The 13368-nt window shown below is 64.3% G+C and carries 15 protein-coding genes; 3 read left to right on the top strand and 12 right to left on the bottom strand.

Annotated features, from left to right (window positions below):
* Positions 1 to 46: 46 nt before the first annotated feature.
* From coaD to ylxM, 11 genes are all read right to left on the bottom strand, one after another.
* The gene (gene coaD, locus H8S23_RS06975; RefSeq protein ID WP_186887609.1) at positions 47 to 550 is read right to left on the bottom strand and encodes a pantetheine-phosphate adenylyltransferase; all 504 of its coding nucleotides are present in this window, start codon (positions 548 to 550) and stop codon (positions 47 to 49) included.
* Positions 547 to 1107 carry a 16S rRNA (guanine(966)-N(2))-methyltransferase RsmD gene (gene rsmD / locus H8S23_RS06970; RefSeq protein ID WP_186887608.1) on the bottom strand — a complete coding sequence of 187 codons (561 nt, stop codon included), beginning with the start codon at positions 1105 to 1107 and terminating at the stop codon, positions 547 to 549. Before rsmD ends, coaD begins: the two co-directional genes overlap by 4 nt.
* Positions 1104 to 3017 (bottom strand): excinuclease ABC subunit UvrC, encoded by a 1914-nt coding sequence (uvrC, locus tag H8S23_RS06965; protein WP_186887607.1) that lies wholly within the window; start codon positions 3015 to 3017, stop codon positions 1104 to 1106. The genes rsmD and uvrC overlap by 4 nt, the downstream gene beginning before the upstream one ends.
* Before the next feature lie 137 nt (positions 3018 to 3154).
* A complete protein-coding gene (locus tag H8S23_RS06960; RefSeq protein ID WP_186887606.1) occupies positions 3155 to 3418 on the bottom strand; it encodes an HPr family phosphocarrier protein in 264 nt (87 codons plus the stop codon).
* Positions 3419 to 3489: 71 nt separating this feature from the next.
* Positions 3490 to 3624 carry a hypothetical protein gene (locus tag H8S23_RS14110; protein ID WP_279289064.1) on the bottom strand — a complete coding sequence of 45 codons (135 nt, stop codon included), beginning with the start codon at positions 3622 to 3624 and terminating at the stop codon, positions 3490 to 3492.
* A 63-nt stretch (positions 3625 to 3687) separates the two neighbouring features.
* Complete coding sequence (trmD, locus tag H8S23_RS06955) at positions 3688 to 4431, bottom strand: tRNA (guanosine(37)-N1)-methyltransferase TrmD (RefSeq protein WP_186887605.1); 744 nt, start codon at positions 4429 to 4431, stop codon at positions 3688 to 3690.
* Positions 4421 to 4939, bottom strand: coding sequence for a ribosome maturation factor RimM (gene rimM / locus H8S23_RS06950; RefSeq protein WP_186887604.1), 519 nt, complete (start codon positions 4937 to 4939; stop codon positions 4421 to 4423). Before rimM ends, trmD begins: the two co-directional genes overlap by 11 nt.
* 107 nt (positions 4940 to 5046) lie before the next feature.
* Positions 5047 to 5280: a KH domain-containing protein gene (locus H8S23_RS06945; protein WP_186887933.1), complete on the bottom strand. Its 234-nt coding sequence runs from the start codon at positions 5278 to 5280 to the stop codon at positions 5047 to 5049.
* Between the two features lie 39 nt (positions 5281 to 5319).
* Positions 5320 to 5562, bottom strand: coding sequence for a 30S ribosomal protein S16 (gene rpsP, locus H8S23_RS06940; RefSeq protein WP_186887603.1), 243 nt, complete (start codon positions 5560 to 5562; stop codon positions 5320 to 5322).
* A gap of 255 nt (positions 5563 to 5817) precedes the next feature.
* The gene (gene ffh / locus H8S23_RS06935) at positions 5818 to 7149 is read right to left on the bottom strand and encodes a signal recognition particle protein (RefSeq protein ID WP_186887602.1); all 1332 of its coding nucleotides are present in this window, start codon (positions 7147 to 7149) and stop codon (positions 5818 to 5820) included.
* 13 nt (positions 7150 to 7162) lie between these two features.
* Positions 7163 to 7528: a YlxM family DNA-binding protein gene (gene ylxM, locus H8S23_RS06930; protein ID WP_186887601.1), complete on the bottom strand. Its 366-nt coding sequence runs from the start codon at positions 7526 to 7528 to the stop codon at positions 7163 to 7165.
* Between the two features lie 564 nt (positions 7529 to 8092).
* On the opposite strand from ylxM, the gene H8S23_RS06925 reads away from it, so the two are divergent.
* Positions 8093 to 8992: a pyridoxal-phosphate dependent enzyme gene (locus tag H8S23_RS06925; protein ID WP_186887600.1), complete on the top strand. Its 900-nt coding sequence runs from the start codon at positions 8093 to 8095 to the stop codon at positions 8990 to 8992.
* A 597-nt stretch (positions 8993 to 9589) separates the two neighbouring features.
* Here H8S23_RS06925 and H8S23_RS06920 read toward each other — a convergent pair.
* A complete protein-coding gene (locus tag H8S23_RS06920; RefSeq protein WP_186887599.1) occupies positions 9590 to 10831 on the bottom strand; it encodes an acetate/propionate family kinase in 1242 nt (413 codons plus the stop codon).
* Positions 10832 to 11060: 229 nt separating this feature from the next.
* Here H8S23_RS06920 and H8S23_RS06915 point away from each other — a divergent pair, with 229 nt between their 5' ends.
* Both H8S23_RS06915 and H8S23_RS06910 read left to right on the top strand, forming a co-directional pair.
* Complete coding sequence (locus tag H8S23_RS06915) at positions 11061 to 11663, top strand: DNA-3-methyladenine glycosylase I (protein WP_186887598.1); 603 nt, start codon at positions 11061 to 11063, stop codon at positions 11661 to 11663.
* A 41-nt stretch (positions 11664 to 11704) separates the two neighbouring features.
* Positions 11705 to 12898: a nucleotidyltransferase family protein gene (locus H8S23_RS06910; protein ID WP_186887597.1), complete on the top strand. Its 1194-nt coding sequence runs from the start codon at positions 11705 to 11707 to the stop codon at positions 12896 to 12898.
* Positions 12899 to 13368 lie beyond the last annotated feature (470 nt).

Raw genomic sequence — 13368 nt, 5'->3', positions numbered from 1 at the left:
GACACCTCGTTCCTCTCAATTCTCGTCTCATTGCTTCATTCTACCGCTATTTTGCCGGTTTGTATACCCTGTGCATGACGTCCTCATAAATACTGGCGGGGATGAACTCCCGCACGTCCCGGCCCTCAGCGGCGATCTGCTTGACCATGCTCGAGGATAAGTACATGTAGTGGCTGTTGCAGCTCATAAACACCGTCTCAAAATCCGGGTAAAGCTTTTTGTTGATCAGCGCCTGCTGGAACTCGTACTCAAAATCGGTCACGGCCCGCAGGCCCTTGACGGCGGCCTTGGCGCCGTGCGCCTTGGCGTAATCCACCAGCAGGCCGGGGGAGGAATCCACCTCGACCCGGCCCTGGTCCAGACCCGGGATGTCCCGCACCGCCCGGCGCAGCAGTTCCACCCGTTCTTCCACGGTAAAGGTGGGGGTCTTTGCCGGGTTGATCAGCACCAGCACGATCACCCTGTCAAAGATGGCTGCGCTGCGCTGGATGATATCCAGGTGGCCCTTGGTCACCGGATCATAGCTGCCGGGGCAGATGGCTGTCGTCATAGGGGGTCCTCCTCTGCGTTCTCTTTGCGATACCTGCTCACCAGCACGGCGCCATATCGATACTGCTTTTGCAGCGTCAGGCCGCCCGCCTGCGCGGGCAGTTCGGCGTCCCGCTCGCTTTCGCAGAGCACCGCGGCGCCGGGCGCCGCCACCCGGTCGATCTGAGGCAGGATGCGCGCCAGCGTGCCCTGGCGGTAAGGCGGGTCCAGCAGGATCAGGTCGAACTGTTCCCGCGTGGCGGCCAGAAAGCCCTCCGCGCTCATATTGGCCACGCTTGCCTGCGCAAAAAGCCCTGCGGCTTTCAAATTCCGGGTCACGATCTGCGCCGCCGAACGGTTTTCATCCAGAAACGTACAGCGCAGCGCCCCGCGGGAGAGGGCCTCGATGCCCAGCTGCCCGCTGCCGGCAAAAAGATCCAGCACCCGCGCGCCGGGCAGGATGAAATGCACGGCGCTGAACATCCCCTCTTTGACCCGGTCCACCGTGGGCCGGGTGACGTCGGTGCCCGGCAGCGCCGCGAGGCGGACGCCGCGGGCGGTCCCTGCGATCACTCTCATATCAGTTCTCCTTGCGCCGCCTCATCGGCGGCTCCGCTCTGCGGAATGGTATTATTATCTCCGCTTTGCCCCCCGTTGTCAACCTCGGCGCCGCCCGGGTGGTAAAACGCCCAGACCGCGTCCGCCGTGCGGGTGGGGATGCCCGCCTTTTCGATCAGCTCCTGCGGCGTGGCCTCACTGATGGCGTGCACGGTCTTTAAGGTACGCAGCAGTTTTTTTGCCGTGGCCTGGCCCACCCCGGGGATCTGCATCAGGGTGGAGGAAAAAGCCTTCTTTTTGCCCGCTGTGCGCTGGTACTCGATCGAGAAGCGGTGCACCTCGTTCTGGATCGTGCTGATAAAAGCAAAGACCGACTTGTGCATCGAGATGGCGATCTCGCCCTCCTTTGAGACAATGGCGCGGGTGCGGTGCCGGTCGTCCTTGACCATGCCGAAAGTGGGCACGTCCTCAAACGCGGTGCCCGCCAGGGCCTCGGTGACCGAGGAGAGCTGCCCCTTGCCGCCGTCCAGCAGGATCAGGTCCGGCTTGACGCCAAACTGGCCTTTTCCCTCGTTTGCATACTCATACGCCCGTCTCCAGAGCACCTCCGCCATGGAGGCATAGTCGTCGGTGCCGGCCACGCTTTTGATCTTGAAGCGGCGGTAGCCGCTTTTTTTGGGCCTGCCGTTCTCAAACACCACCATGCCCGCCACGCTGGTGCCCTCGCCCCAGTTGGAGATGTCATAGCTCTCGATGACGGTGGGCGGCGAGGCAAGGCCCAGGGTCTTGGCCACCTCGTCCAGCAGACGCTCCTCCCGCGAGACCCGGCCGCTGCGCAGCGTCAGGCTCTCAGAGGCGTTCAGCGCCGCCATCTGCACCAGCCGCGGCCCGTCGCCGCGCTGGGGCACCGAGATGGTCACCTTTCTGCCCGCCTGTTCTCCCAGCATCTGTTCCAGCTCTGTGGCCGCCTCGGGAAGCTGGTCCACCAGGATGAGCTTGGGCACCTCGCGCACGCCGTTGTAAAAGCGCGGCAAAAACTCTTCCCGCACCTCGGCCGCGTCCGTCGTGTCCGGAAAGGTGAACTCGTTTTTGTCCACCAGCCGCCCCTCGCGGAAAGAGAGCATCGCCGCGCAGACCGCGCCGTGGGCGGCCACAAAGCTGAACACGTCCGCCTGCTTGATGGTGCTCTGCACCACCCGCTGGCCGTTGGCGACCTTTTCGATGGCGTTGATCTGGTCCCGCAGGGTGGCGGCTTTTTCAAACTCCAGCGCCTCGCTGGCCTCTTCCATGCGCTGGCGCAGGCTGCGGACGATCTCGTTTTTGCCCTGCTTGATCAGCCGCACGGCGCCGTCGACGCACTCGGCATAGGCCGCCTCGCTGATCTTGCCGGTGCAGGGCGCCATGCATTTGCCGATATGGTAGTTCAGACAGGGACGCTCTTTTCCAAAATCCCGCGGGAACTGCCTGCCGCAGCGGTGCAGCTTGAAAGAGTCCTGCGCCGTGGCCACCATTTCCCGCACTGCAAAACTGCTCATGTAGGGGCCGATCCACTGGGCGCCGTCGTCCTGCTTTTGCAGCTCGGCCGAGATCTTGGGGTAAGGCCCCTTTCCCACCCGGATGAAACAGTAGCCCTTGTCGTCCTTGAGCAGGATATTATATTTGGGCGAGTGCAGCTTGATCTGGCTGCACTCCAGCACCAGCGCCTCGAACTCGCTGGTGGTGACGATGAAATCAAAGCTGTACGCGTGCTCGATCATGCGGGTGACCTTGGGCTCGTGGGGCACCCCCTCGCGGAAGTACTGGCTCACCCGCAGCCGCAGCCGCTTTGCCTTGCCGATATAGATGATCTCGCCCGTCTTGTCCTTGATGATATACACGCCGGGCAGCAGCGGCAAGCGCTTTGCCTTTTCATAGAGCTCCTGTTTGGTCATCCGCCGCCTGCCTCCTCTGTTTTTTCGTCCGCCGCGCGGGCGCCTGCAGGTAGTATGCGCGCGCCCGGCAAAAAAAAGCGCCGCCCCGCAGACGGAGACCGTCTGCGGGCAGCGCCGCACAGTTGCTGAAAAGGACCTTATTCGCTGAAGCCGGAGTTGACGAGCTTGATGAGGCCCTCGACGGCCTGCTGCTCGTCGGCGCCGTCCGCGATCACGCGGATGGTGGTGCCGCCCACAATGCCCAGCGACAATACGCCCAGCAGGCTTTTGGCATTGACGCGGCGCTCTTCTTTTTCGACCCAGATGGAGGATTTGAACTCATTGGCTTTCTGAATAAAGAAAGTCGCAGGGCGGGCGTGCAGGCCGACCTGATTCTCCACGGTAACTTCTTTCACATACATAATAAGAACGCTCCTATTCCAGAATTTTCTAAGAGAAGAAAAGTTGTAGTCTGATATGGTACTATCATAGCTCAATATTTCCAACCCGTCAACAAAATAATCCCCCCACCCGTCATTTTCATCAGTTCGCTAAAATCCAAAATGCCCGGGCGCAGCGCTTTGTATAATCTCACCACAAAGTTTTCAACATCGTTGGTCAAATCCACAAGTTTTCGAGTCCAAATTTTGGGGTTTTTGTCTATGGGTAACAGACAGGCCGGATTTTTCGCTCAATCGCTGTCGTTTTTCTCCTCTGCCGGGGCGCGCGGACAGGGCGGCGCGTCCGGCTGCCGGCGGCGTTCCAGCAGGTCCGGCCGCCGCGCCAGGGTGCGCTGCAGCGACTGCTCCTGTTTCCACTCAGCGATCTTTTTGGCGTGGCCGGACAGCAGCACCGGCGGCACCCGGCGGCCGTGCCAGACCTCCGGCCGCGTGTACTGGGGGTATTCCAGCAGGCCGCTGTAAAAGCTCTCGTCCTCATAGCCCTCCGGGCAGGACAGCACGCCGTCGCACAGGCGCGCCACGCTGTCGGCCACCGTCAGGGCGGCCAATTCCCCGCCGGTGATGACAAAATCGCCCAGGCTGATCTCCTCGTCGGCCAGCTCCTCCACGACCCGCTCGTCAATGCCCTCATAGTGGCCGCAGACCAGCGTCAGGCTGGGCAGCTGCGCCAGCTCCCGCGCCCGCTGCTGGGTAAAGGTCCTGCCGCCCGCGGTGAGAAAGATCACGTGGGGCTTTGCCTCCTGCTGGGCTTCGATGGCCCTGCAGCACAGATAGATGGGCTCTGCCTGCAGGATCATGCCGTGCCCGCCGCTGTAGGGGTAGTCGTCCACCCGTTTCTGCTTGTCCAGCGTGTAATCGCGGATGTTGTGGCAGTGCATCTCAATGCTGCCTCTGCGCCGCGCGCGGCCGATGATGCTCTCGCTGAGCACCGCCTCGCACATCTCCGGGAACAGGGTCGCGATATCAATCCGCATCGTCGAACATCCCCCCGATCGGCCGTATTTTCACAAAGCCCTGCTCCGGGCTGACCTGTGCCAAAAACTCCGGCACGGCCGGAAACAGCACGCTGCGGCCGTCCGGGGTGCGGATCTCATAGATGTCGCCCGCCCCGGCGTTGGTCACGTCGGCCACTGTGCCGTACTCCGCCCCGGTGGCCGCGTCCAGTACCCGCAGGCCGATGATGTCCTGGATGAACCAGGTGCCCTCGGGCAGGTCCACGTCCTCCCGGTCGATATAAAAGAGCCTGTCCACCAGCGGGCGCGCCGCGTCCAGGCTGTCCACCCCCTCCAGCTTGAGCAGCGCCATGCCCTTGTGGGCGCGGGCCGCCTCCACCCGCCAGGGATGCCCGCCGCCGGGCGCGGGGTAAAGCCGGTCAAAGCCGCATAAAAATTCGGCGCTGTCACAATAGGGATAGGCTTTCAGCTCTCCCATCACGCCGTGGGTGGTGACAAATTTGCCCGCCTCGAGATATCTCTTCTGCATTTCGGCCCCCTTCCGCCCCGCCGGGGCCTGCGCCGCCGCGGGGCAAAACATGCCGGACAGGTCCCTGCGGACGCGCCCGGCATGCTTTCTCTTGTGTAAAACTGCGGTCAGTCGATCTCGACCATGACCTTTTCACCCACGCGCACGGCGGCGGCGCGCATCACCACGCGGATCGCTTTGGCGATGCGCCCCTGCTTGCCGATCACGCGGCCCATATCCCCCTCCGCCACGCTCAGGTGGTAGACGGTGGTCCCCTCGGCGTCCGGCTCGTCGGCCGTGACCTTTACCGCGTCCTTGTCTTCCACAAGGCCCTGGGCAAGGGTGATCAAAAGCTCTTTCAACATAGGCGGTTACCTCTTTGCGTTGTGCCGTGCCTGCGCTTACAGGATCTCGTTCTTCTTGAGCAGCGCGCGGACGGTGTCGGTGGGCTGGGCGCCGTTGGCGATCCACTTTTTGGCCTTTTCCGCGTCGATCTTCACCTCGGCGGGGTCCTTGCCGGGATCATAGGTGCCGATCTCTTCGATGAAGCGGCCGTCACGCGGGAAACGGGAGTCGGCGACGACAACGCGGTAAAACGGATTTTTCTTGGCGCCCATGCGGCGCAGTCTGATCTTAACAGCCATGATAGAGTTCCTCCATATTATAAATTGAATGATCGGGACCTGCTTGAAAACCGGGACCGCCCTCTTTTTCTGCAGCCGGCGCGGCCGAGGCGCAAAAGCGGCCGGGACCCACGGGGCCCCTGCGCTTTTTGTCCTGCGGTCTGTCGCCCGCTGCGCAAAACGCGGCAATTCCTTTTTTTCAGACAAGCCCTGAACTGTATTTTTGACCGGTGTCCCGGTAAAAACCTTATCGATGCGGCGGGCCGCCGCCGGCGTTCAGCCGAACATGCCGCCCAGGCGCCTGCGCCCGCCCTTGGGACGCTTTTTCATCTGCTTCATCAGCTTGTTCATCTGCTCGTACTGGCGCAGGATGCGGTTGACATCTTCGACCCGGGTGCCGCTGCCCGCCGCGATGCGGCGTTTGCGTTTGGGGTCGATCAGGGCGGGCTTTGCCCGCTCGGCGGGGGTCATGCTCTGGATGATGGCCTCCATCCGCTTGAACATTTTGTCGCTGCCCTCAAGGTCGCTCTCGCTGACCTTTGCCCCGCCGGGCAGCATCGACATCATCGCCGCCGCGCCGCCCATCTTTTTCATCTGGGCGATCTGGTCCAGCAGGTCGTTCATGTCGAATTTATTTTCCAGCAGCCGTTTGGCCGCCTCCTGCGCTTTCTTTTCGTCCTGCGTCTCCTGGGCCTTTTCAATCAGGGTCATCACGTCGCCCATGCCCAGGATGCGGCTGGCCATACGGTCGGGGTGAAAGACCTCCAGATCGTCCAGCTTTTCGCCCACGCCCGCGAATTTGATGGGCTTGCCGGTGACCGCGCGCACGCTGAGCGCAGCGCCGCCGCGGGTGTCGCCGTCCAGCTTGGTGAGCACCACGCCGTCCACGCCCACTTTTTCGTTAAAGCTGGCCGCCACGTTGACCGCGTCCTGGCCCACCATCGCGTCGATGACCAGCAGCGTCTCGTCCACCGGCACGGCCTCTTTGATGCGGCCCAGCTCAGCCATCAGCTCTTCGTCCACATGCAGGCGGCCGGCTGTGTCCAGGATGACCAGGTCGTTGCCGTGGTCCCTGGCGTGGGCATAGGCCCTGCGGGCGATGACTTCCGGCTGCTCGGTGCCCAGCTCAAAAACAGGCGCCCCCGCCTTTTCCCCCACGACCTTCAACTGGTCGATGGCCGCCGGGCGGTAGATGTCGCAGGCGACCAGCAGCGGCCGGTGGCCCTGCTTGATAAAATACCTGGCGATCTTGGCCGAATGGGTGGTCTTGCCGCTGCCCTGCAGGCCGCACATCATCACCACCGTGGGCGGCTTTGAATTGATGTGGATGCCCCGGCTCTCGCTGCCCATAAGGGCGGTGAGCTCCTCGCTGACGATCTTGATGACCTGCTGGGCGGGGGTGAGGCTCTCCATCACCTCGGCGCCCACGCTGCGCTCGGTGACCCGGGCGATGAACTCCTTTGCGACCTTATAGTTTACGTCCGCCTCCAGCAGGGCCATGCGCACCTCGCGCATGGCGGCCTTGATGTCCGGTTCGGTCAGCTTGCCCTTGCTGCGCAGCCGCTTGAATGCGGCGGACAGCTTTTCACTTAAACTTTCAAACGCCATAGGTCCGCCTCACTTAATCGCTGATTCTTTCTGTCAGGGCGAGGATCTCCCCCGCGTCGCGGGAGACCTTTTCCGACGGCGCGTACCCCTCCTCGTTTTCAAAGCGGATGTCCCGCGCCAGCTCCTCGATGCGGGCGACGTCCCGCTGCACCTCGCGGTAGCGGCCGGCAAACCCCACCTTGTCCTCCAGATCGAGCAGGATGGCCTCGCCGCGCTTGATGGCGTCCCGCACGCCCTGGCGCGAGATGCCGAAATTGGCGGCGATCTCCGCCAGCGAGAGATCGTCGTTATAGTACTGCTCCATCACATCGCGCTGTTTTTCCGTCAGAACGCGCCCGTAAAAATCCAGCAGATACGAGATCTCCAGGTTTTTGGCCATCTTCTCGCCGCCTTTCCGCCGCAGGTTGGATGGTTGTAAAGCATTCAGCTTTACATAGTTGTCATTATACCAGATCTGCAGGCGCCCGTCAAGAGCCGTAAAGGTGAAAAACTTGACGCATTTCCGGGCGGCTGCGCGCAGCTTTTTTGTGAAAGATGCGGGGCATGCCTCCGCCGCGCGGGAGGCATGCCGCCAAAATGGCTGCGCACTGCGCAGCGAATCGCCATCGGGATGCCTGCCCCGCGCGGGAGGTCCGCCGCCGGGGACGTTCCGGTCCCCGCGCCGCGGGTGAAAAAGAGGGGGCCCGCCCTTTCCCAGCCAATAAGAAGAGGCCCTGCATTTCCCAGCTGCGAAAAGCCGCCCTCACCGCATCCCAGCTTTAGCTACGCTTTCGCCGCCCGCCTCCCCCGGCCTGTGGAAAACCGCCCGCCGCCGGCCCGGGCGGCGGTTTTCCACACAGTGCTTCGGCCCCGGGCGGCAAGATTGACATTCCCCCTGAATCCGGGTAGGATGGAGAAAAGATCCTCGCCGTTTTCATCCTCAAGCCGATACCGGAGGTGCAGTATGGGCGTTTATCACGATTATACCCAGGCGCGGGGGGCGGGCGTATTGGTGCGCGCCGGCGGCCTTGCCGCCCGCTACCGGCTGGAGGCGGAACTGCTCTGCTTTGTCAACTTTTTCGGCCCCACCGACAGCTTTAAGGACAGCCTTGCGGAGGGGATGATCCGCATGGCCGAGCAGTCCGGCGCGCTGGCCCCCGGCGCGCTGATCACCGAAGCGGCCAGCGGCAGCTTTGCCGCCGCCCTCGCCCTGGCGGGCTATCGCACCGGCCACCCGGTGACCCTGTGCCTGCCGGCCACGGCGCCGCTGGCCCGGCAAAAACAGCTGGCCGCCCTTGGGGCCAAACTGGCGCTCTGCAACTATGTTTACGGCCGCGCGGGCTGTGAAAAGCGCGCCGCTGAAATCGCCGCAGAGCGCGGCGGCTATTTTATGGACCATTACGCCAACGACCTCAACCCGGAATATCACCGCCGGGTCACCGGCCCGGCCATCCTGCAGGCCACCGACGCCAGGCTGGACTTTATCGTCGCCGGCGTGGGCAGCGGCGGCACCATCTCCGGCGTGGGCGAACATGTCAAGGCCTGGACCAACGGGGTGCAGATCGTCGCGGTGGAGCCCTACGAGAGCCAGGTCCTGTCCGGCGGCTTTGCGGGCCAGCACGGGCTGGCGGGGCTGGGCTGCGGTTTCGTCCCGGAAAACTACAATCCGTATATTGTCGACAAAATAGTACCAGTTTCCACCGGCGACGGCAAAAAACTGGCGGGGGAAGCGCTCCTCTGCGACGGCCTCCCCCTCTGTCCCGCTTCCGGCGCGGTGCTGGCCGCAGCGCTGGAGCTGGCCCGCGCCCCGGAAAACAGGGGCAAGCGCATCGTCGCCCTCACGGGAGGCAAGGTGAGTTACTGAAGCCGCGCTTCTCCTGCCGCCCCCTCTGCGTCTTGAGCCGAACAGGCTGGGGCTCTTGTGCCCCGCAGCGCGGTGGACGCGGGCATCGTCCTCTGCGCCTCCCGCCGAGCAGGCTGGGGCGGCGCACCGGGCGGTCAAGCCGTGTATGGCCGCATCTCCCGCGGCCGCGCCGCGGCAGCGCCTCGACCCTTGAAAAGGCCTTTCCCCGTGCCCCGTGCCCCGCTGAGTCCGTCTGCCGGGAAAAGCGCAGCGCTTCGTCCCGCCTCTGTTTCTGTCCCGGCCGCTCCTGCAGGCACCTCACGATCTCTCCCGGTCTGTCCGTCCCGCGCGCCTGTGGCGTGCCATTCGTCCGCCCGCCGCTCTCGCCCATCCGCCTTTGTCCCCCTTTGCCGCCCGCCGGGGACAAGCGCGCTTCGTCCGCGCCCTGTCGCCGCAGCTTTTCGCCGCTCACTGTCTCCGGCCGGGCCGGGGATCCTGTTTTCAAAAAAGGGAAGCTGGGGATCAACGCCCCCGCTTCCCTTTTTCGTGTCATCTCAAATCCATTTGATCACAGGGCGGTTCGCGCCCTGCGCTGCCTTAAAAGGCACCCGGGGCGCGTTACGCCTCCGGCTCGGCCACCTTTTTGGTGTGCATCATGGCGTCGACCTCCACCAGCGCCTTGGTGTCGCGGGCGATCATCAGCTCCTCATTGGTGCAGATGATAAAGGTCTTGACCGCAGCGCCCTCGGCAGTCAGGTCGACGATGTCGCCCTTGGTTTTGTTTTTTTCCTCATCGATCTTGATGCCCAGGTACTCCATATTGGCGCAGACGTCGCCCCGCACCTCGTCGCTGTTCTCGCCGATGCCGCCGGTAAAGACCAGCGCGTCCAGGCCGCCCATGGCTGCGATATAGCCGCCGATATACTTTTTGATCTGGTAGCAGAGCATGTCGTGGGCCAGCTGCGCCTGCTCGTTGCCCAGCGAGGCCGCCCGCTCGATGTCGCGGTTGTCGCTGGAGATGCCCGACACGCCCAGCAGGCCGCTGCGCTCGTTGAATACGCGCAGGAACTCGTTGCCGTGCTCGCCGGTCTTCTCGGCGATATAGGTGACCACCGAGGGGTCCAGATCGCCGCTGCGGGTCCCCATCATCAGGCCGCCCGTCGGCGACATGCCCATCGTGGTGTCGATGCTGCGGCCGTGGTCCACCGCGGTGATGGAGGAACCGTTGCCCAGATGGCAGGTGATGATGCGCAGCTGGTCGATGGGTTTGCCCATCAGCTTGGCGCAGGTCTTGCTCACATAGCGGTGAGAGGTGCCGTGGAAGCCATAGCGCCGGATATTGTATTTTTTGTAGTACTCGTAGGGGATGGCGAACATGTACGCCTTGGGAGGCATCGAGTGGTGGAACGAGGTGTCGAAGACACAGGCCTGCGGCAGATCGGCGCCGAACACTTTCTGCGCGGCGCGGATGCCCTGAATGTGAGCGGGGTTGTGCAGCGGCGCCAGCTCGGACAGGTCGGAGATCTGCTGGATGACCTGCTCGGTCAGCAGGCAGGAGTGGGGGAACTTGTCCGCCCCCTGGGCGACGCGGTGGCCGATGGCGTCGATCTCCGCGATGTTCTCGATGACCGCGCCGTCCCCGGCGGTCATCATGGAGATCAGCTTGGTAAAGGCCTCGGTATGGTTCTGGAACGAGCAGTCCACCTTGATCTCATAGCCGTCCGCAGTCTTGTGGGTGATCATGCCGCCGGGAATGCCGATCCTCTCACAGTTGCCCTTGCAGAGGACCTTTTCCCCGTCCATATCGATCAGCTGATACTTCAGGGAGCTGGAGCCGCAGTTGATAACCAGAATCTTCATAAACGCCAAACCTCCATTTATAGTTTCACATTCAGGATGTCTTCTCTCTTTAACCAATTTATTATATAATAAACACAGGGTCTTTTCAAGAAAACACGCCGTTTTTTTGCCTTTCCAGCCGCAAAAACAGCGTTTTTCGTCACAGAACGGCGGTTTCGCGCCCGGGCAGGCACAGGGCCGCACGGCTTTTGCGCCCGCGGGGGGACCGCGGCAAAAGGGAGGGACAGACTTGGAGCGTTGCAGCTGGTGCCTTGGCACCGAAGAGATGACACGTTACCACGACGAGGAGTGGGGCGTGCCGCTTCACGACGACCGGAAGCAATTTGAATTTTTGTGTCTCGAGGTCCTTCAATGCGGCCTGAACTGGGACATGATGATCCGCAAGCGGGAGATCTTCCGCCGCTGTTTTGAAAACTTTGAACCGGCCCGCGTTGCCGCTTACGGGGAAGCGGAGATAGAGCGCATCCTCGCCGCCGAGGGGATGATCCGCTCCCGCCGCAAGGTGGAAGCCATCGTGAACAATGCCCAACGCCTGCTGGAGATCCAGCGGGAGCAGGGCTCTTTCAGCAGCTGGCTCTGGGGGCTGGCCGGCGGGACGCCCATCCTGTACGCCGGCCACCAGCGCGGCGGCCTGCCGGCGCAAAACGGGCTTTCCCGACGCATCAGCGCTGAGCTGAAAAGGCGCGGCTTCCGCTATCTCGGGCCGGTCACCGTCTATTCGCACCTGCAGGCCTGCGGCGTCATCAACGACCACGCCGAGACCTGCTTTTGCCGCAGTGCCCTGCTGCGGCGCTATCCTGCCGTGCGCAGGCGGCGGGACGCAGAGGGGTGAGCGCGCAAAGCGCGCCGCCCGGAAAAGAAAGGGGGCCGGGAATGAAAAGAGTGGGCATCATCGCCGAGTACAATCCGTTTCACAACGGCCATGCGGGCCAGATCGCGGCCCTGCGCAGCCGCGGCGCGCAGAGCGTCGCGGTGGTGATGAGCGGCAGCTTCGCGCAGCGCGGCTCCCCAGCCGTATTCTCCAAATTCACCCGGGCGCGGGCCGCGCTGGAGGGCGGTGCCGACCTGGTCGCCGAACTGCCGGCGCCCTGGGCCACCGCGGAGGCCGACCGGTTCGCCGAGGGCGGCGTCTTTCTGCTGGCTGCCCTGGGCTGCGACGCCATCTGCTTTGGGGCGGAGTGCGGCGGCGCAGAGCCCTTGGCGGCGCTGGCCCAGATCCTGGACGACCCGGGGTTCGACGCCGGGCTGCAGGCGCGTCACGCCGCGGGCGGGGGCAGCTTGGCCGCGCTGCGCGCCCAGCTGGCGGAGGAGCGGCTGCCCGGCGCGGCGGCCCTGCTGGCGGGGCCGAACAACAATCTGGGCGTGGCTTATCTGCGCGCCATCCGCCGTCTGGGCCTGCCTCTGCAGGCCATCGCCCTGCCCCGCGAGGGCGCGGCGCACGACGCCCCTCTGCCTTCCGGGGGCGTCTGCGCCAGCGCCGGGGCGCTGCGCGGGCGCATTTTGGCGGGCGATCTGGCCGCCCTGCGCCCCTATGTGCCCGCGGGCGCTTTCGCGCTTTATGAAGAGGACGCGGCGGAGGGGGCCGTGTTGGACGAGCAGGCTTTCTCCCTCTCGCTGCTCACCGCGCTGCGGCTGGGGGACGCCGCCGCCTTTGCCCGGCTGCCCGGCGCGGGCGGGGAGGGGCTGGCCAACCTGCTGGCCCGGGCGGCGGCGGAAGCCACCAGCGCCGCCGGGCTTTACGCCCTGCTGAAAAGCAAGCGTTACACCCACGCCCGGCTGCGCCGTCTGGCGCTGGCCGCCTATCTGGGGCTGACCGACGATCTGCCCCGCCTGCCCCCCTATCTGCGCCTGCTGGGGGGCACAAAGGCGGGCCTGCAGGGCATCCCCGGCCAGGCAGCCGGTGCGGCGGTGCCCGTCTCCCACTCGCTGGCGCAGCTGGCCCGGCTGCCCGGCGCGGCGGGCCAGGTCGCCGCGCTGGAGGCCCGGGCCGGGGCGCTTTGGGCGCTCTGCCTGCGCCGCCCCCGACCCGCGTCGGAGGAGTTCACCGAAAAATTCATCCGTCCCTGACGAAACCGCCGAAGCGGCCCTGCCCGGGGAGCGCCGCCCGGCCGCCAGAGCCGCGCCCGCAGCCCGGCCCCGCCGGACGACGGCGGAGGCGCAGAGCCCCCTGCACAGGGTGCCGGCACAAAAAGAGGGCCGCCTTTTCCCTATGACTCCGCCGCTCGGCCCCCTTGTTCCCGACATCGAAAAAATTTTACATTAAAGATCCCGCAGACCGGTTTTAACAGCCGATCTGCGGGATCTTCTCTGTTCCCGACGTCACAAAACGCCTGTTCTTTCAAGGGCGGAGAACGGCGGGAATATAAAATCAAAAAATCTCCCTGGGGCCCAGCGGCACCCGGAAGCTACCCGCCACCCGCCAATGGGGCGCAGAGCCGCTCCGCTGCAAAGTCTCCCTTTGCGGATCCCAAAAACGCTTCGGCAGGACTTTTTCGTTCCAACTCCGCCCGGGGCCGGCCCGCCCGGGGCGTGCCCCG

Origin of the sequence: Anaerofilum hominis (genome assembly GCF_014287275.1) — a bacterium.
Classification (GTDB): domain Bacteria; phylum Bacillota; class Clostridia; order Oscillospirales; family Ruminococcaceae; genus Pygmaiobacter; species Pygmaiobacter hominis.
This window is presented reverse-complemented; position numbering and strand designations above follow the sequence as displayed.

What these genes read in the sequence shown, in the direction of transcription:
- coaD (WP_186887609.1), bottom strand. Translation starts at nt 550, where the DNA reads ATGACGACAGCCATCTGCCCCGGCAGCTATGATCCGGTGACCAAGGGC.
- rsmD (WP_186887608.1), bottom strand. Translation starts at nt 1,107, where the DNA reads ATGAGAGTGATCGCAGGGACCGCCCGCGGCGTCCGCCTCGCGGCGCTG.
- uvrC (WP_186887607.1), bottom strand. Translation starts at nt 3,017, where the DNA reads ATGACCAAACAGGAGCTCTATGAAAAGGCAAAGCGCTTGCCGCTGCTG.
- H8S23_RS06960 (WP_186887606.1), bottom strand. Translation starts at nt 3,418, where the DNA reads ATGTATGTGAAAGAAGTTACCGTGGAGAATCAGGTCGGCCTGCACGCC.
- trmD (WP_186887605.1), bottom strand. Translation starts at nt 4,431, where the DNA reads ATGCGGATTGATATCGCGACCCTGTTCCCGGAGATGTGCGAGGCGGTG.
- rimM (WP_186887604.1), bottom strand. Translation starts at nt 4,939, where the DNA reads ATGCAGAAGAGATATCTCGAGGCGGGCAAATTTGTCACCACCCACGGC.
- rpsP (WP_186887603.1), bottom strand. Translation starts at nt 5,562, where the DNA reads ATGGCTGTTAAGATCAGACTGCGCCGCATGGGCGCCAAGAAAAATCCG.
- ffh (WP_186887602.1), bottom strand. Translation starts at nt 7,149, where the DNA reads ATGGCGTTTGAAAGTTTAAGTGAAAAGCTGTCCGCCGCATTCAAGCGG.
- ylxM (WP_186887601.1), bottom strand. Translation starts at nt 7,528, where the DNA reads ATGGCCAAAAACCTGGAGATCTCGTATCTGCTGGATTTTTACGGGCGC.
- H8S23_RS06925 (WP_186887600.1), top strand. Translation starts at nt 8,093, where the DNA reads ATGGGCGTTTATCACGATTATACCCAGGCGCGGGGGGCGGGCGTATTG.
- H8S23_RS06920 (WP_186887599.1), bottom strand. Translation starts at nt 10,831, where the DNA reads ATGAAGATTCTGGTTATCAACTGCGGCTCCAGCTCCCTGAAGTATCAG.
- H8S23_RS06910 (WP_186887597.1), top strand. Translation starts at nt 11,705, where the DNA reads ATGAAAAGAGTGGGCATCATCGCCGAGTACAATCCGTTTCACAACGGC.